Annotated in this window: 19 protein-coding genes and 2 pseudogenes; 15 read left to right on the forward strand and 6 right to left on the reverse strand. The window is 65.1% G+C overall.

What is annotated here, in order from left to right; genetic code table 11:
• Positions 1-7 precede the first annotated feature (7 nt).
• The 10 genes from FMM79_RS11570 to cobA all read left to right on the forward strand — a co-directional run bounded on the left by FMM79_RS11570 (position 8) and on the right by cobA (position 13,956).
• Complete coding sequence (locus tag FMM79_RS11570) at positions 8-1,006, forward strand: ABC transporter permease (protein ID WP_148627635.1); 999 nt, start codon at positions 8-10, stop codon at positions 1,004-1,006.
• A 51-nt stretch (positions 1,007-1,057) separates the two neighbouring features.
• Entirely contained in the window at positions 1,058-2,752 is a 1,695-nt protein-coding gene (locus tag FMM79_RS11575; protein ID WP_148627636.1) for an ABC transporter ATP-binding protein, read from the forward strand.
• A gap of 278 nt (positions 2,753-3,030) precedes the next feature.
• Positions 3,031-4,272 (forward strand): alginate export family protein, encoded by a 1,242-nt coding sequence (locus FMM79_RS11580; RefSeq protein ID WP_148627637.1) that lies wholly within the window; start codon positions 3,031-3,033, stop codon positions 4,270-4,272.
• A 27-nt stretch (positions 4,273-4,299) separates the two neighbouring features.
• Positions 4,300-5,121: a formate/nitrite transporter family protein gene (locus FMM79_RS11585; RefSeq protein ID WP_039388003.1), complete on the forward strand. Its 822-nt coding sequence runs from the start codon at positions 4,300-4,302 to the stop codon at positions 5,119-5,121.
• An 87-nt stretch (positions 5,122-5,208) separates the two neighbouring features.
• On the forward strand, positions 5,209-7,002 hold the full coding sequence (locus tag FMM79_RS11590; RefSeq protein ID WP_148627638.1) for a bifunctional protein-serine/threonine kinase/phosphatase: 1,794 nt from the start codon (positions 5,209-5,211) through the stop codon (positions 7,000-7,002).
• Entirely contained in the window at positions 6,999-7,442 is a 444-nt protein-coding gene (cynS, locus tag FMM79_RS11595; RefSeq protein WP_205466630.1) for a cyanase, read from the forward strand. Before FMM79_RS11590 ends, cynS begins: the two co-directional genes overlap by 4 nt.
• 256 nt (positions 7,443-7,698) lie before the next feature.
• A complete protein-coding gene (gene nirB, locus FMM79_RS11600; protein ID WP_148627655.1) occupies positions 7,699-10,203 on the forward strand; it encodes a nitrite reductase large subunit NirB in 2,505 nt (834 codons plus the stop codon).
• Entirely contained in the window at positions 10,203-10,568 is a 366-nt protein-coding gene (nirD, locus tag FMM79_RS11605) for a nitrite reductase small subunit NirD (protein WP_148627656.1), read from the forward strand. Before nirB ends, nirD begins: the two co-directional genes overlap by 1 nt.
• Positions 10,569-10,573: 5 nt before the next feature.
• Complete coding sequence (locus FMM79_RS11610; protein ID WP_148627639.1) at positions 10,574-13,162, forward strand: nitrate reductase; 2,589 nt, start codon at positions 10,574-10,576, stop codon at positions 13,160-13,162.
• Positions 13,159-13,956 carry a uroporphyrinogen-III C-methyltransferase gene (gene cobA / locus FMM79_RS11615; RefSeq protein ID WP_148627640.1) on the forward strand — a complete coding sequence of 266 codons (798 nt, stop codon included), beginning with the start codon at positions 13,159-13,161 and terminating at the stop codon, positions 13,954-13,956. The genes FMM79_RS11610 and cobA overlap by 4 nt, the downstream gene beginning before the upstream one ends.
• Positions 13,957-14,106: 150 nt before the next feature.
• On the opposite strand, the gene FMM79_RS11620 is transcribed toward cobA, so the two are convergent.
• Positions 14,107-14,859, reverse strand: coding sequence for an anti-sigma factor (locus tag FMM79_RS11620; RefSeq protein ID WP_148627641.1), 753 nt, complete (start codon positions 14,857-14,859; stop codon positions 14,107-14,109).
• Between the two features lie 922 nt (positions 14,860-15,781).
• On the opposite strand from FMM79_RS11620, the gene FMM79_RS22265 reads away from it, so the two are divergent.
• Positions 15,782-16,024: a winged helix-turn-helix domain-containing protein gene (locus FMM79_RS22265; RefSeq protein ID WP_371710905.1), complete on the forward strand. Its 243-nt coding sequence runs from the start codon at positions 15,782-15,784 to the stop codon at positions 16,022-16,024.
• 149 nt (positions 16,025-16,173) lie between these two features.
• Here the strand turns inward: FMM79_RS22265 and FMM79_RS11630 are convergent, their stop codons facing one another.
• From FMM79_RS11630 to FMM79_RS11640, 4 genes are all read right to left on the reverse strand, one after another.
• Positions 16,174-17,118, reverse strand: coding sequence for an SUMF1/EgtB/PvdO family nonheme iron enzyme (locus tag FMM79_RS11630; protein WP_240339126.1), 945 nt, complete (start codon positions 17,116-17,118; stop codon positions 16,174-16,176).
• 176 nt (positions 17,119-17,294) lie between these two features.
• The gene (locus tag FMM79_RS21240; protein ID WP_153269326.1) at positions 17,295-17,459 is read right to left on the reverse strand and encodes a hypothetical protein; all 165 of its coding nucleotides are present in this window, start codon (positions 17,457-17,459) and stop codon (positions 17,295-17,297) included.
• A 39-nt stretch (positions 17,460-17,498) separates the two neighbouring features.
• Positions 17,499-17,939 (reverse strand): hypothetical protein, encoded by a 441-nt coding sequence (locus tag FMM79_RS11635; protein ID WP_148627642.1) that lies wholly within the window; start codon positions 17,937-17,939, stop codon positions 17,499-17,501.
• Between the two features lie 128 nt (positions 17,940-18,067).
• A complete protein-coding gene (locus FMM79_RS11640) occupies positions 18,068-18,526 on the reverse strand; it encodes a hypothetical protein (protein WP_148627643.1) in 459 nt (152 codons plus the stop codon).
• Between the two features lie 14 nt (positions 18,527-18,540).
• On the opposite strand from FMM79_RS11640, the pseudogene FMM79_RS22270 reads away from it, so the two are divergent.
• The 4 genes and pseudogenes from FMM79_RS22270 to FMM79_RS21625 form a co-directional block, all read left to right on the forward strand.
• A pseudogene (locus tag FMM79_RS22270) lies at positions 18,541-18,954 on the forward strand (hypothetical protein); the annotation flags it as partial.
• A 233-nt stretch (positions 18,955-19,187) separates the two neighbouring features.
• Entirely contained in the window at positions 19,188-19,556 is a 369-nt protein-coding gene (locus FMM79_RS11650) for a hypothetical protein (protein WP_148627644.1), read from the forward strand.
• Between the two features lie 66 nt (positions 19,557-19,622).
• Entirely contained in the window at positions 19,623-20,420 is a 798-nt protein-coding gene (locus tag FMM79_RS21620) for a transporter (protein ID WP_256376799.1), read from the forward strand.
• 117 nt (positions 20,421-20,537) lie between these two features.
• The gene (locus FMM79_RS21625) at positions 20,538-20,687 is read left to right on the forward strand and encodes a hypothetical protein (RefSeq protein ID WP_205466634.1); all 150 of its coding nucleotides are present in this window, start codon (positions 20,538-20,540) and stop codon (positions 20,685-20,687) included.
• Between the two features lie 51 nt (positions 20,688-20,738).
• Here the strand turns inward: FMM79_RS21625 and FMM79_RS11665 are convergent.
• Positions 20,739-20,865: pseudogene (locus FMM79_RS11665) on the reverse strand (IS630 family transposase); the annotation flags it as partial.

A 20,865-nucleotide genomic window follows, 5' to 3' on the forward strand; every position in this document is an offset into this window, starting at 1 on the left:
GGCTTTCATGGCCACGCAACCGTCCGTCCCGGCCGAGCCGGCCGCGGCCGCGTCCTCCGCGGCGCCCGAGCCAATCGCGGCGCAGCCCGGGAAGGTCCAGGCTTTGCTTGCCAAGAACACCAAGGTAATCCTGGCGCCGGTTATCGGCATCCTTGCCTTCCTGGGATTGTGGGCCGCGCTGGCGCCGATGGTGGATACCTCGCTCGGCGCGCTGCCGGGGCCGCTGGAAGTGGCCGAGCAGGGCGCCGCGCTCTACGGCGAGTGGCAGGCATCGAACGAAGCCGCGGCCGAGTTCTACGCAGCGCAGGATGCGCGCATCGCGGCCGGAACACAGGCCATGGCTTTTGACTACGCCGGCCCGCCGACCTTCCTCAACCAAGTCGTGACTTCGCTGGAAACGGTGGCGCTCGGCTTCATTCTCGCAACGGTCGTGGCCGTACCAATCGGTCTGGCCGCCGGTCTCTCACCGCTCTTCAACGCCGCGATCAACCCGCTGATCCAGATCATGAAGCCGGTCAGCCCGCTCGCCTGGCTGCCGATCGTGACAATGGTCGTCTCGGCGACGGTCACGAGCGCGGACCCGATGCTGGCCAAGAGCTTCGTGATCTCAGCGGTTGTAGTGACGCTGTGCTCGCTTTGGCCCACGCTCATCAACACCGCCGTCGGCACCGCGTCGATTGACAAGGACCTTCTGAACGTGGGGCGCGTGCTCAAGCTCGGCACCTTCCAGAAGCTGACCAAGCTCGTGCTGCCGTCCTCGCTTCCCTATATCTTCACCGGTATGCGCCTTTCGCTGGGCGTGGGCTGGATGGTGCTGATCGCGGCGGAAATGCTCGCGCAGAACCCGGGGCTGGGCAAGTTCGTCTGGGACGAGTTCCAGAACGGGTCCTCCCAGAGCCTTGCTCGCATCATGTTCGCGGTGATCGTCATCGGCCTCATCGGCTTTCTGCTCGACCGCCTGATGATGACCTTGCAGAACCTCGTGAGCCGCAACCACGCGGTCTGATCGCGGCCCTTCGCGCCACACTTCCTGCACTTACCGTAAGGGACCAATGACATGGGTACGATCCTCTCGCTCCAGGGTGTGACCAAGGCCTACACCGGCCAGACCGGCGACGTGACGCGGGTGCTCGATGGCATCGACCTCGATGTTGAGGAAGGCGAATTCATCGCCATTCTGGGCTTCTCGGGGGCAGGCAAGACCACGTTGATTTCCACCATCGCCGGGCTGGTGGAGCCTGACGCCGGGCAGATTCTCTTGCACGGTCGTCCGGTGGACGGGCCGGGCAAGGACCGGGGGCTGGTGTTCCAGTCCTACTCGCTCTTCCCCTGGCTGACGGTGGAGAAGAACGTCGCCCTGGCGGTCGATGCCGTGCACAAGGACCGTTCGCGCGCCGAGCGTGCCGCGCTGGTGCGCCAGAAGGTCGAGCTCGTCGGGCTGGGCCATGCGATGGACCGCAAGCCGGGGCAGCTTTCGGGCGGCATGCGCCAGCGCGTCTCGGTCGCCCGGGCGCTTGCGATGGAGCCCGAGATCCTGCTCCTGGACGAGCCGCTCTCCGCGCTCGACGCGCTGACCCGCGCCAAGCTCCAGGACGAGATCGAGCGCATCCGCAAAGAGGAGAAGCGCACCATCATCCTTGTCACCAACGACGTGGATGAGGCGCTCCTGCTGGCCGACCGGGTGGCTGTGCTGACGCCCGCACCGGCTGCGCGGATCGGCAAGGTCTTTATCGTTGACGTACCACGCCCGCGCGAGCGGGAGGTGGTCAATGACGATGTCCATTTCCAGTCCCTGCGGCGCGAGATCGTAGGCTATCTGGGCCATCTCAACGAAGCGGGATCGAGCGTGGGCGAGGCGAGCGTTGCGCTGCCAGAGGTGACCCCCCTCGACCTCTCTGTAAAGAACGGGCCGCAGCTGCCCAAGGCTTGTGTCGAGGCGGGACAGTCGGCGGTCGAGCAGCGCTACCTCGAGTTCTTTAAACTCAACAAGGTTTATCCCACGCCCAGGGGGCCGCTGACCGTGGTGGAGGACTTCAACCTCCTGATGGAGAAGGGCGAATTCATCTCGCTCATCGGCCACTCGGGTTGCGGCAAGTCGACTGTGCTCACCATGGCAGCCGGACTCAACGCGATCAGCAGCGGAGGCATCGTCCTCGACAACCGCGAGATTTCTGGGGCGGGACCGGACAAGGCGGTGGTATTCCAGGCGCCGAGCCTGATGCCCTGGCTGACCGCGCGCCAGAACGTCTCACTGGGCGTCGAACGGGTCTATCCGCACGCAAGCAAGGCCGAGCGGGCGGATATCGTTGACTACTACCTGGAACGGGTGGGGCTGGGCGATGCCATGGACAAGATGGCGGCGGAAATGTCGAACGGGATGCGCCAGCGCGTGGGCATCGCGCGCGCCTTTGCGCTCTCGCCGCGCCTTCTGCTGCTCGATGAACCCTTCGGCATGCTCGACAGCTTGACCCGCTGGGATCTGCAGGACGTGCTGGTCGAGACCTGGAACCGCACCAAGGTCACTGCGATCATGGTCACCCACGATGTCGACGAGGCGATCCTCCTTGCCGACCGCGTGGTGATGATGACCAATGGCCCGCGCGCGACCATTGGCAAGGTCCTCAAGGTGGACCTCCCGCGCCCGCGCGACCGCAAGGCGCTGCTCGAGGATCCGAAGTTCTACCAGTACTGGCAGGAGGTTCTGCACTTCCTGGCCGAATATGACCACGGTCCGGCCTCCAAGGCGGCCTGACTGAACGGGCCGCACCGCGCGGCCAGCATACCCTGTGTCCGGGGGAATGTCCGGACGATGATGCGATCCTGCCCGAAAGGGGCAGGGCCCGGCGCGCGCTCATGAGGGGCGGGGGGCAGGCAAGGGCGCCTGCCATCAGAAGCGCAGGACAACAGGCTGCGAAGGCGCGAAGAACGCCCGGCCTGGTGCGGCGGACAAAGAAGTCTGCCTTCGATCCAGTTTCTGGAAGCAAACGGCGTGCCCGCGTGGGGGTGGGGCGCCATCGGAGGTACACGACGATGAAGACCGCCTATTCCACTTTTGTTACGCTCGCAGCCAGCACCGCCGCACTCGCGCTCTCGGCTCCGGCCCTGGCCAAGGCGGGCGCGCCTGTCACCGTGGCGGACGGGGTGACCATCGATCCGATCATCGATGGCATGCTGCGCTACGAACATGTCGACCAGGGCCAGCTCGGCCTTGACGCCGATGCCCTGACCCTGCGCCTTCGCGGCGGTGTCGAGGTAAAGGCCCACGGCTTCTCGGCGCTGGCCGAGGCCGAAAGCACGCTGGCGATCCTCGACAATTACAACGACACGATCCCCGGCAACAACGGGTACCTGGGCGCCGAGCCGTATTCGGTCGTGGCCGATCCCGAGAACGTGGAAGTGAACCGGCTGCAGGTGGGATATTCGGGCAAGATCGGCTCGATCACCGTGGGGCGTCAGCGTATCATTCACGACGATGCGCGCTTTGTCGGCAATGTGGGCTGGCGGCAAAACGAGCAGACTTTCGATGCCGTGCGCGCGCAAGGAGCGCTTGGTCCGGTCCTCGTGGATGCCACCTATTCGCTCTCGCAGCGCTCGATCTTCGGCGCCGACAGCCCGAACAAGTATTGGGACGGCGATTTCGTGCTGCTGGACGGCGGCGTGAAGGTGAAGGGCGTGGCGGTGAAGGGCTTTGCCTACCTGCTCGACTATGACCAGCGCCTCGCCATGTCGAGCCAGACTTATGGTGCTATGGCCGCGGGCGCGATCCCGCTCGGCGGTACGGCGAAGATCGACATCAAGCTGCGCTACGCCCGCCAGAGCGACTACGGTGCCAATCCCATCAATTACGCTGCGGACTACTATGACGCCGAACTCGGCGTATCGGTGGCGGGCTTCGGGCTCAAGGGTGGCTACGAGGAGCTGGGGAGCGACGGTGGCAGCGCTGCCTTCCAGACGCCGATGGCGACCGCGCACGCCTTCAACGGCTGGGCGGACCTGTTTCTGACGACGCCGTCGACGGGCCTGCGCGACTATTTTGGCGCGGTCTCCAAGGGCTTTGGCGATGTAGGCCCGCTCAAGGGGCTGAAGGGCATGATCGTCTACCACCAGTTCGACAGCGATGTGGGCGGTATCGACTACGGGCGCGAGTGGGACGCGAACCTGGGCTTCAAGGTCGCGGGTTACGGGGTCCTCGTCAAGTACGCCAACTACCAGGCCGACAGCTTCGGCACCGACACCGAGAAGTTCTGGGTCCAGTTCGGCTTTTCGTTCTGATCACGCGGGGAAAGGGAGTAGTTACCGATGGCCTATCTTGCACCAACTGAATTCGTCACCAAGCTCATCGACGCGGGCGAGTCCAAGATCATGATGTCGACCAAGGACACGTTGGTCCGCGCCTACATGGCCGGCGCGATCCTGGCGCTAGCGGCGGCCTTTGCGGTCACCATCAACGTCCAGACGGGGCAGCCGCTGGCGGGCGCGGTGCTGTTCCCGGTCGGCTTCTGCATGCTCTATCTGCTTGGCTACGACCTCCTGACCGGGGTGTTCGTCCTGTGCCCGATGGCAGTCTGGGACAAGCGGCCGGGCTGCACCTGGGGCGGCGTCGCGCGCAACTGGGGCCTCGTATTCACCGGCAACTTTGCCGGCGCGCTGACCACGGCGGTCCTGATGGCGATCTACTGGACCTACGGCTTCTCGACCGAACCGGCCGAAGTGGGCGCCAAGATGGCCGTCATCGGCGAGAACCGCACGGTTGGCTACGCGGCCTACGGCGCGGCGGGATGGCTCACCATCTTCGTGCGCGCGGTGATGTGCAACTGGATGGTCTCGACCGGCGTCGTTGGCGCGCAGATCTCGACCACCGTGTCGGGCAAGGTCATCGCCATGTGGATGCCGATCATGCTCTTCTTCTACATGGTCTTCGAGCATTCAATCGTGAACATGTTCCTGTTTCCCACCGGCCTGATGCTGGGCGGCAACTTCACCATTGCCGACTACCTGGTGTGGAACGAGATCCCGGTTGTGCTGGGCAATGTCGTGGGCGGTCTCACTTTTACCGGCCTCATGCTCTTCAGCACGCACCGCAAGACCGCGCCGTCGCGGGTCGTCAAGATCGCTGCCTGAGCGTCCCCTGGCAGTGCGAAGGGGGAGAGTGGGTGCTGGCATGCCACCACTTCCACCCCTTCCTTGCCATCTGCGAAAGGGAGCGTGATGGGATCGCGGCTTGTTGTCCGCCTCGGCTATTGCTCCGATGCCGGAGCCAAGGAGGCCAACCAGGATTTCGGCGATGCGTTCGTGCCCGAGGACGGGGCGAGCCTAGCCACGAAGGGGATCGCGCTGGCGCTGGCCGATGGCATCAGCACCAGCGCGCGGGGGCGCGAGGCGGCCGAGCTTGCCGTGTCCTCCTTCCTGACCGACTATATGGCGACGCCCGAGGCCTGGTCCGTGCCGACAAGCGCGGAGCGGGTCATCGCGGCCATCAATTCCTGGCTCTTTGCCCGCAACACCGGCGGGCAGGGTCCGGCGCTGGGGGACAGCGCGCGCGAGCGCGGCCTTGTTACGACATTCAGCGCGCTCATCCTCAAGGGCCGGTCGGCCTTTGTCTTCCATGTGGGCGATGGCCGGGTCGCGCATCTCTCGGACGGGACCTGCCGGGTCCTGACGCAGGCGCACCGGGTGAACCTGGGTGGCGGGGAGAGCCTTCTTGCCCGCGCGCTCGGCATCGATCGCCGGGTCGAGGTCGACCACGTGCAAACAGCTATCGCCGCGGGCGACGTCTTCGTCCTGACGAGTGATGGCGTGCACGAGCATCTTGGCGATGCGGACATGCGGGCGGCGCTTGCCCTGCCCGATGCCCAGCGCGCCGCCGAAGCGCTCGTGGAAGCGGCCCGCGCGGCAGGTAGCGGGGACAACCTTACTGCGCAGGTTCTGCGCGTGGAGGCTCTGCCCGACGGCGATCTGGCCGACGTGATCGGGGATGGGCGCGAGCTGCAACCCGCGCCGCCGCTCATGGCCGGACAGAGCTTTGAAGGGCTGAAGGTGCTGCGCACGCTCCACGCCGGCCATCGCAGCCATGTCTATCTTGTGCGCGAGGATGCGCGTGGGCACCGCCTTGTCCTCAAGGCCCCTGCGACCGAGCAGGCCAGCCACGCGCAGGAACTTCAGCGCCTGATGCTGGAGGAATGGGTCGCGCGGCGCGTGAAAAGCAGCCACCTGCTATCCTCCCCGCCGGCCAGCAGCAAACGCCGTCACGCCTATGCGCTGTTCGAATACCTGCCCGGCCAGACTCTGGAGGAATGGGCCCACGCGCAGATTGAAACCGACCTTGCGGCCGTGCGCAGCCTCGTCAAGCAGGTGGCGCGCGGGCTCCTGGCGCTCCATCGCCGCGAGATCCTGCATTGTGACCTGCGGCCCGCCAACGTCATCGTAGATGCCGATGGCACGGCGCGGATCGTCGACTTTGGCTCCGCGCTTGTCGCCGGGCTCGAGGAACTGGCCCCGCGCGCAGGCGAGGCGCTCTATGCAGGCACGATGCAGTTCACCGCGCCCGAGATCTGGCTTGGTCATGCGCCCACGCGCGCCAGCGATCTGTGGTCGCTGGGCGCACTCGCCTATTTCCTGCTCACCCGAAGCCTGCCCTATGGCCCGCGTCTCAGCGCGGCCGAGACGCGGGCCGCGCAGCGCAAGCTGCGGTATGTTCCCGCGAGCGAGATCAACCCCGAGGTGCCCGACTGGATGGACGCGGCGCTGGCCTGCGCGCTCGCGCTCGAACCCGCGCAGCGCTACGCCGAGCTATCGGAATTCACCTACGATCTTTCCCGCCCGAATGCGGCGCTGCGGCCCGTCACCGCGCGGCCGTTGCTGGCGCGCCGTCCCGAGCGGGCGTGGCAGGCAATCAGCGTGCTTCTCGCGTTGGCGCTGGCCGCCTCGTTGCTGTTTGGCGGGCAGCTCCCGGGGCGTCCTGCCTCCATTCCATCCCGAGACGTAAAGGAGAGAGACCAATGATGACCAAGTCCGATGTCACCACCATGATCCGAGCGGCCAAGCGCGAGAAGGGGATCGGCTGGGCCGCGATTGCCGAAGAAGTCGGCCTCAGCGAGGTCTTCGTGACCTCCGCGTGCCTGGGCATGAACAGCCTTTTGCCCGAAGCTGCGGGGAAGCTGGTGGACTTTCTGGGCCTGCCGGCGGAGGCCGCGGTGGTGCTGAGCGAGTACCCGACCAAGACGTTCGTTCAGACCGTCCCGACCGATCCGTGCATTTACCGCTGGTACGAGATCACCGGCGTCTTCGGGGAGGCGTTCAAGGAGCTGGTCCAGGAGAAGTTCGGCGACGGGATCATGAGTGCGATCGACTTTGATATGCAGATCAACCGTGTCGCACACGAGAAAGGCGACCGAGTAGAGGTCGTCATGAGCGGCAAATTCCTGCCCTACAAGAGCTGGTAATCGCTTGGCAAAGTCGTCTTCGAGGAGGAGGTGGCTTTTCCCTTTTTCGCTGCAGGCGCAAAAACAGACTTGCCGGGAACTGTGCGAATCAGTTAAAAACGAAATCAGCGAGAATGCGCCGTCCGCAGAAGGACGATGTAAGCGCCTCGCCGCACTTTCTGACAACGCGTGGCAACGAAGCCGCCCGTACCATCCCTGCAAGGGGCGTGGTCCGAGGCGGTTTTTTTGCGTGCGCGTCACGAACGGAGACGCCGACGTGAATGCACCTGTGAACTTCGAGGGGAATGCCTTTCCCGAAGGGCCGCGCGAACGGCTCGTGGTGATCGGTAACGGCATGGCCGGGTGCCGCGCGGTGGAGGAGATCCTGGCGCGTGAGCCCGAACGCTTCGAGATCACGATCTTCGGCGCCGAACCGCGCGTGAACTACAACCGCATCATGCTCTCGCCCGTTCTCGCAGGTGAAAAGACCTTCGATGAAATCGTCATCAACACGCCCGCGTGGTACATTGATAACGGCATCACGCTGGTATCGGGCGACAAGGTCGAGCGGATTGATCGCGATACGCAGACCGTCATCGCCGCTTCGGGTCGCACCGAGCCCTACGACAAGCTGCTGATCGCGACGGGTTCGGACCCGTTCATCATCCCCGTGCCGGGCAAGGACCTCGACGGTGTCGTGACCTTCCGCGATCTCGATGACGTCGACCGGATGCTGGCGGCGGCGGACAAGGGCGGAAGCGCGGTCGTGATCGGGGGGGGGCTCCTTGGCCTCGAGGCCGCACACGGTCTCAGCCTGCGCGGCATGCAGGTGAGCGTGATCCACCTCATGCCCTCGCTCATGGAGCGCCAGCTCGACGAGGCAGCGGGCTTCCTGCTGCGCAGCGAACTGGAAAAGCGCGGCCAGACCATCCTGACCGGCGCGAACACCCAGGAGATCATCGGCAAGGACGGGCACGTGGCCGGCGTGCGCCTGGAAGATGGTACCGAGATTCCCGCCGACATCGTCGTCATGGCAGTCGGCATCCGTCCCGCGACGGGGCTTGCCAAGGAGGCCGGCCTCGAGGTTGAGCGCGGCATCCTTGTCGATGACCACATGGTCACCTCCGATCCGAATATTCTGTCGGTGGGCGAATGTGTCCAGCACCGGGGCCTGTGCTATGGCCTTGTCGCGCCGCTATGGGACATGTGCCGTGCGCTTGCCGACCATGTCACCGATCGGGCGACCGGCTACGAAGGCTCGGTCACTTCGACCAAGCTCAAGGTTTCGGGGATCGACCTGTTTTCGGCTGGCGACTTCTCAGGCGGGGAGGGCTGCGAGGACATCGTCATGCGCGATGCCGCGCGCGGGATCTACAAGCGGGTCATCGTCAAGGACAACCGGATCGTGGGTGCGGTGCTCTACGGCGATACCACCGATGGCTCGTGGTACTTCGACCTCCTCAAGAAGGGCGAGGACGTCTCGGAGATCCGCGAGGCCCTGATCTTCGGCCAGGCCTTCGCGTCGGGAGGTGCGCTGCTGGACCCTAACGCGGCCGTTGCGGCCCTCTCGGACGATGCCGAGATCTGCGGGTGCAACGGCGTTTCCAAGGGCCAGGTGGTCTCGTGCATCGAAGGCGGTGCGCATTCGCTCGACGCGGTGCGGTCCGGGTGCAAGGCTTCGGCCTCGTGCGGTTCGTGCACCAATCTGGTTGAGAGCCTGCTGGCCGTGACGCTGGGCGGCGAGGTCGAGACCGGGCCCGCCACGATGTGCAGGTGCACCAGCTTCAGCCATGACGATGTGCGCGCGCTCATCATCGAGAAGGAGTTGACCTCGATCCCGCACGTCATGCAGGAGCTGCACTGGTCGACGCCCGATGGCTGCGCCTCGTGCCGTCCCGCGCTCAACTACTATCTGCTCTGCGCGCTCCCCGGCGTTTACGAGGACGATCAGAAGAGCCGCTTTGTCAACGAGCGCATGCACGCCAACATCCAGAAGGACGGCACCTACTCTGTCGTTCCGCGCATGTGGGGCGGGCTCACCAACCCGCGTGAACTGCGCGCGATTGCCGATGTCGTGGAGAAGTACGATGCGCCCATGGTCAAGGTGACCGGCGGGCAGCGGCTCGACATCTTCGGCATCAAGAAGGAGGACCTGCCCGCGGTCTGGGCCGATCTCAACGCGGCCGGGATGGTTTCCGGTCACGCCTATGGCAAATCCCTGCGCACAGTGAAGACTTGCGTCGGTTCGGAATGGTGCCGGTTCGGGACGCAGGACTCCACGGGGCTCGGCGTCAAGATCGAGCGCATGACTTGGGGCAGCTGGATGCCACACAAGTTCAAGATTGCCGTCTCGGGATGCCCGCGCAACTGTGCGGAGGCGACCATCAAGGATTTCGGCGTGGTCTGCGTCGACAGTGGCTACGAGCTGCACGTGGGCGGCAATGGCGGCATCAAGGTGCGCGCGACCGATCTGTTGTGCAAGGTGGCCACCGAAGAGGAGGCGATGGAGATGTGCGCCGCCTTCATCCAGCTTTACCGTGAGGAGGCGCGCTACCTCGAACGCACCGCGCCCTGGATCGAACGTGTCGGGTTGGAGCACGTCAAGCTGGCCCTCGCCGATGCCGAGGCGGTGCGCGCCTACGCCGCCCGCTTCCACCATTCGCAATGCTTCATGCAGGATGACCCCTGGGCCAAGCGCGCCGCGGGTGAACGCGCCGATCTGCACCAGCACCTGGCAACGGTGCGACCCTCCGATTCCTCGTACCAGCTGGAGAAGGCATGATGACTGGCGATTGGCTCGATATTGGCCCGGTCGGACAGATCGAGGCGGGCACCGCGCGCACGCTTCCGGTAGAAGGCGCGCAGGAACTGGCGATCTTCCACACGCTGCGCGGGGAATTCTTCGCCATCGTGAACGCCTGCCCGCACAAGAAAGGGCCGCTTAGCCAAGGCATCGTCCATGGCGACGTGGTGACCTGCCCCTTGCACAACTGGAACATCTCACTGCGCGACGGGCGCGCATTGGGCGATGATGAGGGCTGCGTGCCCACGATCCCGCTCCGGGTCGATGCCGGGCGCATCTATCTCCTGCGCGCGGCGGTGCTGGGCGGGGGCGCTGAGGCGGCGCCTGCCGAGGCAGAGGTCTGAGCGCCATGGGCGACACAGGCCCGATCTGCACGACATGCGCCTATTGCGGGGTCGGCTGCGGCATCACGGCCGACGTTGCAGAAGGTGCCCGCCGCGAAGTCTCGGTCTCCGGCGATCCCAGCCACCCTGCCAACGCCGGGCGTCTGTGCTCCAAGGGCACGCACCTGGGGGAGACGGTCGGGCTCGAGGGGCGGCTGCTTCACCCCCAGATCGCGGGGGAGCGTGTGTCCTGGGACAGGGCGAGCGCGCAGGTCGCCGAGCGCATGCGTGCCTGCATTGCCGAACATGGCCCGGACAGCGTCGCCTTCTATGTCTCGGGCCAGCTTCTGACCGAGGACTACTACGCCGCCAACAAGCTGATGAAGGGCTTTGTCGGCTCGGGCAACATCGATACCAATTCGCGCCTGTGCATGGCAAGTGCGGTCGCGGCCTACAACCGCGCCTTCGGCGAGGACGTCGTCCCGTGTTCGTATGAGGACCTGGACGCGGCTGATCTGATTCTGCTGGTCGGCTCCAACACGGCCTGGTGCCATCCTGTCGTCTGGCAGCGCATCGAGCGGACCCGTGCGCGCCGGGGTACCCGGATCGTGGTGATCGACCCGCGCCGTACCGAGACCGCCGAACAGGCTGACCTGCACGTGCCCATCGCGCCCGATGGCGACATCGCGCTGTTCAATGCGCTGCTCGCCCACATGCACGCACAGGGTCTTGTCGATGCCGCCTATATGTCCGCCCATGTTGAGGTCGCGCCCGACTTCTGGGATGATCTTGCCTGCGATCCGGGTGTCGATCCCGCGATTTTCGAGGAACTGTGCGCGCTCGTGGCTGCACATCCGCGTATGGTCACGCTGTTCTCGCAAGGAACGAACCAGTCGGTCTGCGGGACCGACAAGGGCAACGCCATCATCAACCTGCACCTGGCGATGGGCAGCATCAACTGGATTGGTGCGGGACCGTTCAGCATCACTGGTCAGCCCAATGCGATGGGCGGTCGCGAGGTGGGCGGACTTGCCAACACGCTGGCCTGTCACCTTGGCTTTTCGGAGGAGGAGCGGCGCGCGGCAGCGGCCTTCTGGAATGCACCTGTCCTGTGCTCTGGGCCGGGTCTGAAGGCCGTGGACCTGTTTCGGGCCGTGCACGATGGCCGGGTGAAGTTCCTGTGGATCATGGCGACCAATCCGGCGGTCTCGATGCCCGACAGCGCCTTCGTGCGCGAGGCACTTGCGCGCTGCCCGACGGTGGTACTCTCCGATGTCATCGCGGACACCGACACCGCCCGGCTTGCCGATATTCTCCTGCCCGCCGAAGCCTGGGGCGAAAAGAATGGCACGGTGACCAATTCGGAGCGCTGCATCTCGCGCCAGCGCCGCCTGTTCGATGCGCCCGGCGAGACGCGGGCCGACTGGCGCATCATCGCCGATGTCGCGGCGGCCATGGGCTGGGGCGAGGCGTTCGCTTGGAAGGATGCCGCTGCGGTTTTCCGTGAATACGCAAGGATGACAAGTCTCGCGGTTGCGCGCGGAAAGTGCCTCGATCTCACGCGTCTCGGCGACATCTCCAGCGCCGACTATGACGTGTTTGAACCCTTCCAGTGGGGCGGTGCACGGCCTCTGGCCTCAGGCTATCCGACACCCTCCGGCAAGGCGCGGATGGTCCGCGTCACGGTGCCCGAACGGATGCAGGATGCAGCGTTCCCGCTTCGCCTCAACACCGTGCGCTACCGTGACCAGTGGCACACCATGACCCGCACGGGCCTCTCGCCAACCTTGTCGCAGCACCGGCCCGAGCCCCTGCTCGAAGTGCATCCGCGCGATGCAGCGCGCTATGGCGTATCCGCTGGCGGGCTCGCGCGGGTCGTGACCCGGCAGGGCAGCACGGTCTTTCGCGTTGATGTGCGCGAGGGGCAACGCCCTGGCGAAATCTGCGTGCCGATGCATTGGAGCGATGCCATGAGCGGGGAAGGGCGGGCCAACCGCCTGCCGGGCGCGCAGGTCGATCCGGTGTCCGGACAGCCCGGCTTCAAGAATAGCGCGGCGACGCTCGAGCCCGTTGCGGCTGACTGGCAGGCGTTCCTTGTCCGCCGCGATGCCATCGCGCCCGAGGGCCTTGCCTACTGGGCCCGCGCACGAATCACGGAAGGCTGGCTTTACGAACTGGCGGGAGAAGGCCCGGTCGATCTCGACGCCTTGCTGCCCGAAGGCGAGCGGCTCGAAGTTGCCGACACCGTTCGAGGTATGCGCCGCGTGGCCGTGCGCGCCGGGGACGGCACGCTGGCCGCAGCGATTTATCTCACCCGTGCGGGGCAATTGCCGGCACGCACCTGGGTGGCGGGCCAACTGGGACGCGACAGCGCAAGTGCCTGCGAACTTCTCGCGGGCCGCCCGAGCACGCCGCTTCCGGATCGAGGCCCGATCGTGTGCGTGTGCCATGGCATCGGCGCCAACGATATCGCTGCGGCTTGCGCGGACGGTGCGGACAGTGTCGAAGCCGTGGGGCAGTGCACTCAGGCCGGAACCAACTGCGGGTCCTGCCGCCCGGCCATCGCGCGCCTTCTCGAAACCTGTGCAACCCAGCCAAGGGAACCTGCCGAATGACTGCCCCCCGTTACGACGACTTTTGCGAAGGTTCGGTCTGGCTCGTGGGCGCAGGCCCCGGCGATGCCGAACTGCTCACCCGCAAGGCCGAGCGCCTGATCGGCGCGGCCAGCGTGATTTTCCATGATGCGCTGGTGGGCCCGGGCATCCTTGAGCTGGCAAGCCGGCGCGCGCGCCTTGTCTACGTGGGCAAGCGTTCGGGGCGTCATTCCAAGGACCAGAAGAGCATCGATGCGCTGATCGTCGAGGCGGCGCTGGCGGGCGAGCGCGTAGTGCGCCTCAAGGGGGGCGACCCCTCGATCTTCGGGCGGGCTACTGAGGAACTGGACGCGTGCCGCGCGGCCGGTGTGCCGGTGCGGGTGTGCCCGGGCGTCACCGCGGCCAGCGCGGCTGCGGCGGGCATCGGCGCTTCACTGACCCTGCGGGGACTTGCCCGCAAGCTGACCTTCGTAACCGCCCATGCGCGAGCAGGCGAGGAGTTGCAACTCGACTGGGAGCGGCTGGCGGATCCCGAGGCGACACTGGCGGTTTACATGGGCAAGGCGGCGGCTCCTGCGCTGTCGGCGCAGCTGATTGCCGCGGGCCTTCCTGCCGACACCCCCGTCGCTCTGGTCGAGAACGCAAGCCTGTCCGAGGAGCGCCACTTTCACACCCGTCTCGACCTGCTGCCACTGGCCTCGCGAACCGCGCTTGGCGAGGGTCCGGCGCTGCTCCTGATCGGCTCGGCGATGGAGCAGAGCCCGAAGACAGAGCGTGAGGAGGTCGTGAAATTTGGCGTTAAGATTCTGAAATAGATTTATAATGTCAAAAAATTGGGATACGCGGCCAAGGACCTCGACCATGGGGAGTGGACGAGCCGCGAGGCCGGTTTCCGGCTGCCGAGTTACGGGGCCGGTCTCGCTTTTATCTCGGCTGTGCCCTCAAGGGGATCGGGCATGTGGCATTCACGGCCAGCCTGCCGAAAGAACCTCGGCTTCGGCTTCTGCCGAAAGCGGTTCTCCAAGTTGCCGTCCCGGCTGTGTCGGGCCGGCGCGCCCACTAGCATCAAGGGCGATGAGCCTCCAAGCATCTGCCCTCCGGCAGGCGAGACCCGCGCCGATCAAACCTGCAAAGCGGCGACAGTAGGTGCCATCATCACTCTTGTAGGTCGCCAGGACGGCAAACAGCCTCTCGTCCCGGCGGGATGTGCGCGGGGAGCTCTCAAGGGCTCTGGCAAGGGCGCCGGTGGCAAGCAGCCTGTCGCCTGCATCGCGGATGTTGCCCACACTTCGTCCGACAGTATCTTGTCCGGACGTGTCGGCAAAGCGGTCGAGGTCGAGGCTGCTCCCGATCAGGACCCCCAGGATAAGTGCCAATGACAGGCCGAGCGCAAGGCCGGGGCGCTCGAAAACCGGGACTTTGCCCTTTGTCGCAGCGCCGGGCCGGCGGGGCTCGCTTGTGGCGTTCGCCTGTTTGCGTCGCGCCTTGGCAGCGCTGAAATCCAGAATCGCGCCCTTACGCAATGCAGCGTGATCCTCGCCTGCCCGCCGCGCTGTCGAAAGGTGAAGAGGCCGTACCTTGCCCTTCGCGCGGCGCACTTTTTGGAGCCGGGCGGCAAGTACGGGATCTGCGGCAATGGCCTCTTCGACCGCGCGCGCTTCTTCGCCGCTCAGTTCCCCATCCGCATAGGCCCGGAATTGCTGGGGGCTTATGTTCATGCGGTCTCTCCCGATGGTTCGGGGCGCGGCCTTTTCGCCATCGTCCCGACGCGATCCTATTTCCTCTCAGGACTCGTGATGGCCCTTGCGCAAGGGAGTGTACGCCAAGGCGTGCAGCCTGACGAGAGGCTGTGCAACCGCGCGCGATTCGAAGAGGCTATGCGCCGCCGGGAGCAGGTGTCAGGCTGCGCTGTCCACGAAGTGGAAGGTGACGGTATCGGACTGGATGAACATCGTCTTGTCGTCGGGTGAGAGGCGATAGCGGCGGTCTCCGGGTAATTCACGGCCGACCCGGTTGGCGATCTCGGCATCGAAGCTGGCGCATGCCGACGTGGTGGCGAGCAGAAGAGCGGTGCAGGCGGACCTGCGGATCGGGGGGGCGTGCGCCTGAAAGAAGGGGTGAGCCCGGGCCAGGAGCGATGGGTGCGCTCGGCGGGGGAGCTATAGGGCCGGAGAAACCCGGTGGCGATGAGCCTTTCCGACCCTGCGCCAAGAATGCCCCTCGGCCTTGCTATGAGCCCATCGGGATTAGGCCGGATAAACGGGGGCGGAACCACCCGGCTCCGGACCGGCGAAGAGCGCAGGCAAAGGGGCGGGGCATCGCATTCCTGGGGCAGCGGATGCCGTGTCGAAGTCGTGGGGAGGGGGACCTCGAGCAGTTTCAGAACAAGGCCCCTTTTCAGAACAAGGCCCCTTGAGATGGGCTATTCACGAACGCCATCTGAAACGGAGTGGCCCTCATACCAACCTGCGCTGAGCCTAACTCATTTGGGGATTCCCACTGGGGCGAAAGTCTGACTCAATAGCGTCCTGCTTCAGGAGGGCGCGATAGTGGGGCGAGGCAGCGCGGATTGGGGGTGTCACCCTTCAGATCGTCCGCGACTGGGTAATCCGTTTCAATGACCGCGGTCCTGACGGGCTGCTGGACGGTAAGGCCCCAGGCAAGGCATCGATCCTCAATGATGCGCAGCGACGCGCACTGGTCGAGGCGGTCGAGCGCGGGCCGAGCCCTGCGATCCATGGCCTCGTGCGCTGGCGGCTGATCGACCTGGCGCATGGGCTCTACGAAGAGTTCGCGGTGTCGCTCGACGAGACGAGCGTCAGCCGCGAACTGACGAAACTGGGCTATGCGCAGCTGACCGCTCGGCCCCGTCACCATGCGTAGAACGCACACGCCATGGAGGCATTCCAAAAGGGGGCTTTACCTCTCCCGACAACATCCTCGACCATTGCTGCCAGGCCTGGAACACGCTCGTTGATCAGCCTTGGCGCATCATGACCATCGGCCGCCGCAAATGGGCCCGTAGCCTCTAATCAATGCAGGTTGGTATTATTCACTATCGCGCTCGCGCCGCGCACGACGCAGCGAAAGCCGACGTGGCTGGTGGAAGTGCCGATCGGCTGTGCGTGCCGAGCCGCAGGACGGTAGTGACAGCGGTAATTGGGGGAACACACGTGTGAGCCTCCCTTCAGAACCTTTCGCGCGATCCCGATGCCGGACATGGCCGGGTCGTAGCTCTTTTCCTGTGGGTCTCCGAGCGGGTTGCGCGGCGCGCAGCACCCTTCCTTTTCGGTGTGCTCCTGATGGCTTTGCGAGTAAAAGTCGCCTGTCCACTCCCAGACATTCCCGATCAGGTCATAAATCCCGTGTGGATTGGCGGGGTAGGTACGCACGGGCGAAGTGCGCAGATAGCCGTCAAGCGGCGTATTTTCGTTGGGAAACGCGCGCTGCCAGGTGTTGGCCTGGGCAATGCCGCCTGGAAGCAGCTCGTCACCCGAGGCGAATTCCCGCTCGGCCTCGGTCGGCGGGTCCTTGCCGGCCCAGTTGGCATAGGCACGTGCGTCCTTGCAGGCGATGTGTACGACCGGGTGGTCCTCCAGACCTGCAAGCTCGAATCCTTTGCCCAGCGGTTGTTTCCCGTTTGCGTCGCGCCTGTAATCCCACCACTGGGAAATGTCGTGCAGCGAAACAGGCCAGCGGGGCGGTTCGAACACAAGCGAGGCGGGATAGAGCAGTTCGGGCAGGGCGCCGGGATAGTCCGCCGGGGCGGGCGTAATTTCGGCGAAGGTAACGTTCCCGGTAGCCGCGAGCATGCGCGTCGAGGTCGCGCCTGCCTGGATTTCCGCTTGCAGCGAGTGGTGGCGATTGAGCTCGAAGTTGAATCCCGCCACCAGCGCGCAAGGGTGGCTCGTCTCCATCCCGACCTCGTAGCGCAGGCAGAGCGCCTCGCCGTCCTCGAAAACCGGGCCACTGGCCACGACGCCGCGGACAGTGGTGTCGAGGTCGAAGTAGTTTCCTCCTGCATGGGGTGCGAAATAAGTGTCCTCGCCCCGGCGAAAGCGGGGGCCTGCCTACAGGCCGACGTTGGTTGATTGACGTCGGAGCGCTCCTTGGAAGAGATGCTCACCGTCTTCGCAATCGAGCCGAGCTCGATCTAGTGTTCGTTGCCGTAGACGAGCAGCGTGCCCAGCGTGACGGTGGTGTTGTTGACCTTGGTCTCTACCGGGAGATGCACCGTGGTGCACGGACGCGCAGGGTGGCAGAAGGGATAGGGGATGACGGCCTCGGCATCTATGTCGATGCGGTTGGTACCACGCACTTTGCCGATTGAAGCGAAGACGTCGACCCCGGGAAAGACCTATAGATCGGCTTTGAAGCCGAGCATGCGGTTGTCGACCTCCAGCCGGCTTGTGGTGACCGAAGGCAGGGGGAGCATGTTTGCATCCGGCTCCGGGGCCGCCCCTTTTCCCAGAGAAGCCGAGAGGTCGTGCGAATTGAAGTTGGTCGTGTTCCACACCATCAACATGCCCAGGCCATAGGGTTCCGGTATGCGGTAGCCCCGGGGGCGTGCGGCATTGCCGCGCAGGGGAATGATGCGGCGGTGCGGTTCCTGCGGTGCGCTTTTCTCTTCGACCTGGGAAGGCGCCTTGGCTTTGGGCGAGGTGCGAGTTTCTGCCTCGAATTCGTTGGTGGGAGCGGCCGGGCCGACAGGGCCCTCGTCTCGGTCCTGCGCCAGAGCGGGAAGCGGTGCGCCGAGCAGGCAGGCGGCGAACGGGGCGAGCGCTATGCGGTGCGACATGGTCCGAGCATCGCGGGGGCACGCACCTGCGGCTATCGGGGGAAATCCCGAGGCGGCTGTGTGCGCGCCCGAACCGGACCGGGATGTCATGTCCCGGCCAAGGGGGAATACCCGATGGCCGCTCCGGTTCAGGCCGGGCTAGTCTGCCTGTTACCACTACGGTGCGAGGAGCGCGATGAGGACAGGGCGGCAGGTATCGGAGCCGGGTATACCAGCACCGATACCTGGGGGCGGGCTTCGACCACCAGATGTCCTTTGGTCAGGATCGGTTCCGGGTAGCGGCGATGGGCGGTTATGGCGATGCCCGGCTTAACTTTTACGGCGTCGGTCCCGATGCCGGGGATGCTGGGCTCTCGGTCGACCTGTGCAACCGGGGAAGTTCGGCCTATCTCGATGGCGAGGTCCGGCTGTTCGACAAGGGGCTGATCTCCAATTTTCATGTCCGCGCGCGCGTGAGTTACCTGCGCATTCGATCGAGCATCGACATTCTGATACCAGACCGTCCCGACCTGAACCTGCCCATCATCGAGCGGCGCAGTACGGTTGCGACCATAGGCCCCTCTTTCACCTTTGATACCCGCAACCATCCCTTCAACCCCAGCAAGGGGGCCTTGTCACGGGAACCTATATATTCGGCGCCGACTTTCTCGGCAGCGATTTCGCGCACCGCAAGCTGGAGTTGCTGTCGACCGGCTACTTTTCGCTCACTGACAGCACGGTGCTGGCCGTGCGCAAGACGGCCGGCGCGGTTAAGGGTAACGCGCCGTTTTATGACCTGTGCTTGTTCGGCAAGAACGGGGATCTGCGCGGCTACGAGGCGGGGCGCTACCGTGAGGGGGAACCTGGGCCTTTCAGCTGGAGGTGCGCCAGCGCCTTACCCGGAAGGTGGGTGTGCTCAGATTCGCCGGTGTCGGGGGTATCGCCGCATCGAGCGGGGATATCTGAAAACACAGCCATACGCTGGCCTCGGGCGGGGCAGGCCTGCGTTATCTCTCATCGAAGGCCAACAACATGAACCTGCGCCTCGACATGGCCTGGGGCAAGGACGGTGCAGGGTACTACTGCGGCATTCGCGAGGCGTTCTAGGCGCGCGTGTGGGGAACGATCCACGCCGTGCCTGCGGGTAAATCCGGATTCGCCGCCGGGCTCGGCATCGTAGATTGTCCACGATCCCATAGGAGTGAAGAAATCCTATGATGAAGTGGGTATGTCACCGGCCTCTGGACCTCGTCCTGGGGATGGCGGGCCTTGCGTTCGGGGCTCTCGGGCGCCGAGGCGACCGAGAGCGGAGCCTCGCTTTGCTTGCTGGGATCGGGTGGCCCTGGAACCGCGGTGATGCCCCCGCTCGAAGGGCTCTATTTCGACAAGATGATCTGGGTCTATGACGGCTCGGCAGAGGCGAACCGGCGCATTCCGGTCAATGGCAATATCACGCTGGGCCTCGACACCACGATCGTTGCGGGCTTTTCCACCCTGCTTGTGGTGCCTTCGATCGATTTCCTGGGAGGAACGCTGGCGGTGGGCGTGACCCTTGCCGCTGGGTGCGCCGATCATCGATGCCAAGGGCCTGCTGACGGGGCTGGCTGGCGGGACGACGCTGACAGGCTCTCTTCATGACAGCGCGCTGACCACCGGGGACCCGGTGTTCCTCACGCAACTGGGGGGCAGGCAGACAATCTGCATATCCAGCTCTCGACGATGACCAACGTGCCAATCGGGCACTACCGCGAGAGCGGCCTTGTCAATCTCTCGCTGCACCGCTGGGCGGTCGACGGTTCGCTGGTCCTGAGTTGGCACGACCCGGAAAGTGGTTGGGATATCAGCGCCAAGGCCGGGTACACGACAAACGGCGACAACCGCGATTCCGGCTATGACAGCGGCGATGAAATCCACATTGAGGGCGCCATCGAGAAGGCGCTTCCGCTCAAGTTCTCGCTCGGCGTCCAAGGCTATTACCAGAAGCAGGTTGGCGATGACCGCGGAATGCTGGGGCCCTTCCGGGAGGATGTGCGACGCAAAGTCACTGCCAGAGGAAATTCCGACATGAAAAGAGCCATAGCTGTTGCGAGCGGCGCGCTTCTGATGCTGGCGCCGCCGCTTGCTCATGCGCAGGATGACGAGGCGGTCTCAGTGGCAAGCGATGCGCCTGCGGAACAAAGCTTGAGTGCGGGGTTCGCCGAGCAGCTCGCCAATCCCGTCGCCAAACTCATCTCGGTGCCCATCCAGTTCCACTACGATTGCTGCTACGGCCCTGCCGACGGGGGCCGGCTTACCGTGAACGCGCAGCCGGTCATCCCCTTCTCGGTCGGGGAGGACTGGAACCTCATCACCCGCACCATCGTCCCCATCATCACCCAGGGCGAGACGATCCGCGGCGCGGGTGGGACGAGCGGCCTTGGCGATGTGGTGCAGAGCTTCTTTTTCTCGCCCAAGGAGCCGAAAAACGGGCTGGTTTGGGATGTCGGACCGGCTATCCTCTAGCCGACTGGGAAGACCGGGTTCTCGGCCGAGACGTGGGGGCGGGGCCGACGGCGGTATTCCACGGCTTTCACGATCAACACCGAGACCACGCGCGACTGGAAGCGTGACACCTGAACGGTGCCGATTAACATTATGGTGAGCCATGTCTACTCGGTCGGCACGCAGCCGATCAGTCTGGCGGTCGGCGCGCGCTACTACCCTAAGCGGCCTGAAGGCGGCCCGAACTGGGGCGCCCGCTTCGTTGCCACCTTCCTGTTTCCCCAATAGTTCCGATTTGCCGGGAAGGGATGGGCAGCCAAGGGTCAGACCTCCGGGTACCTAGTGGATTGATTCCAACGTTTGGTGCCCGCGCCTGACAGCGGCGATGATGTCGTGGGGGTCGGCTTTCCAGACGAAGGGACGCGGATCCTCGTTGTGCTCTTTGATGAAGCGGTTGATGGCTGCC

It is taken from the genome of Novosphingobium sp. BW1 (assembly GCF_008107685.1).
In the GTDB taxonomy this organism is placed as follows: Bacteria; Pseudomonadota; Alphaproteobacteria; order Sphingomonadales; family Sphingomonadaceae; genus Novosphingobium.

Bases quoted from the DNA above. Each gene is read 5' to 3' on its own strand.
- cynS (WP_205466630.1), top strand. From the start codon at position 6,999: ATGATGACCAAGTCCGATGTCACCACCATGATCCGAGCGGCCAAGCGC.
- FMM79_RS11580 (WP_148627637.1), top strand. From the start codon at position 3,031: ATGAAGACCGCCTATTCCACTTTTGTTACGCTCGCAGCCAGCACCGCC.
- FMM79_RS11585 (WP_039388003.1), top strand. From the start codon at position 4,300: ATGGCCTATCTTGCACCAACTGAATTCGTCACCAAGCTCATCGACGCG.
- nirD (WP_148627656.1), top strand. From the start codon at position 10,203: ATGACTGGCGATTGGCTCGATATTGGCCCGGTCGGACAGATCGAGGCG.
- FMM79_RS11620 (WP_148627641.1), bottom strand. From the start codon at position 14,859: ATGAACATAAGCCCCCAGCAATTCCGGGCCTATGCGGATGGGGAACTG.
- FMM79_RS11575 (WP_148627636.1), top strand. From the start codon at position 1,058: ATGGGTACGATCCTCTCGCTCCAGGGTGTGACCAAGGCCTACACCGGC.
- FMM79_RS11570 (WP_148627635.1), top strand. From the start codon at position 8: ATGGCCACGCAACCGTCCGTCCCGGCCGAGCCGGCCGCGGCCGCGTCC.
- FMM79_RS11590 (WP_148627638.1), top strand. From the start codon at position 5,209: ATGGGATCGCGGCTTGTTGTCCGCCTCGGCTATTGCTCCGATGCCGGA.
- cobA (WP_148627640.1), top strand. From the start codon at position 13,159: ATGACTGCCCCCCGTTACGACGACTTTTGCGAAGGTTCGGTCTGGCTC.
- FMM79_RS11635 (WP_148627642.1), bottom strand. From the start codon at position 17,939: ATGTCGCACCGCATAGCGCTCGCCCCGTTCGCCGCCTGCCTGCTCGGC.
- FMM79_RS11640 (WP_148627643.1), bottom strand. From the start codon at position 18,526: ATGGTTGCGGGTATCAAAGGTGAAAGAGGGGCCTATGGTCGCAACCGT.
- FMM79_RS11610 (WP_148627639.1), top strand. From the start codon at position 10,574: ATGGGCGACACAGGCCCGATCTGCACGACATGCGCCTATTGCGGGGTC.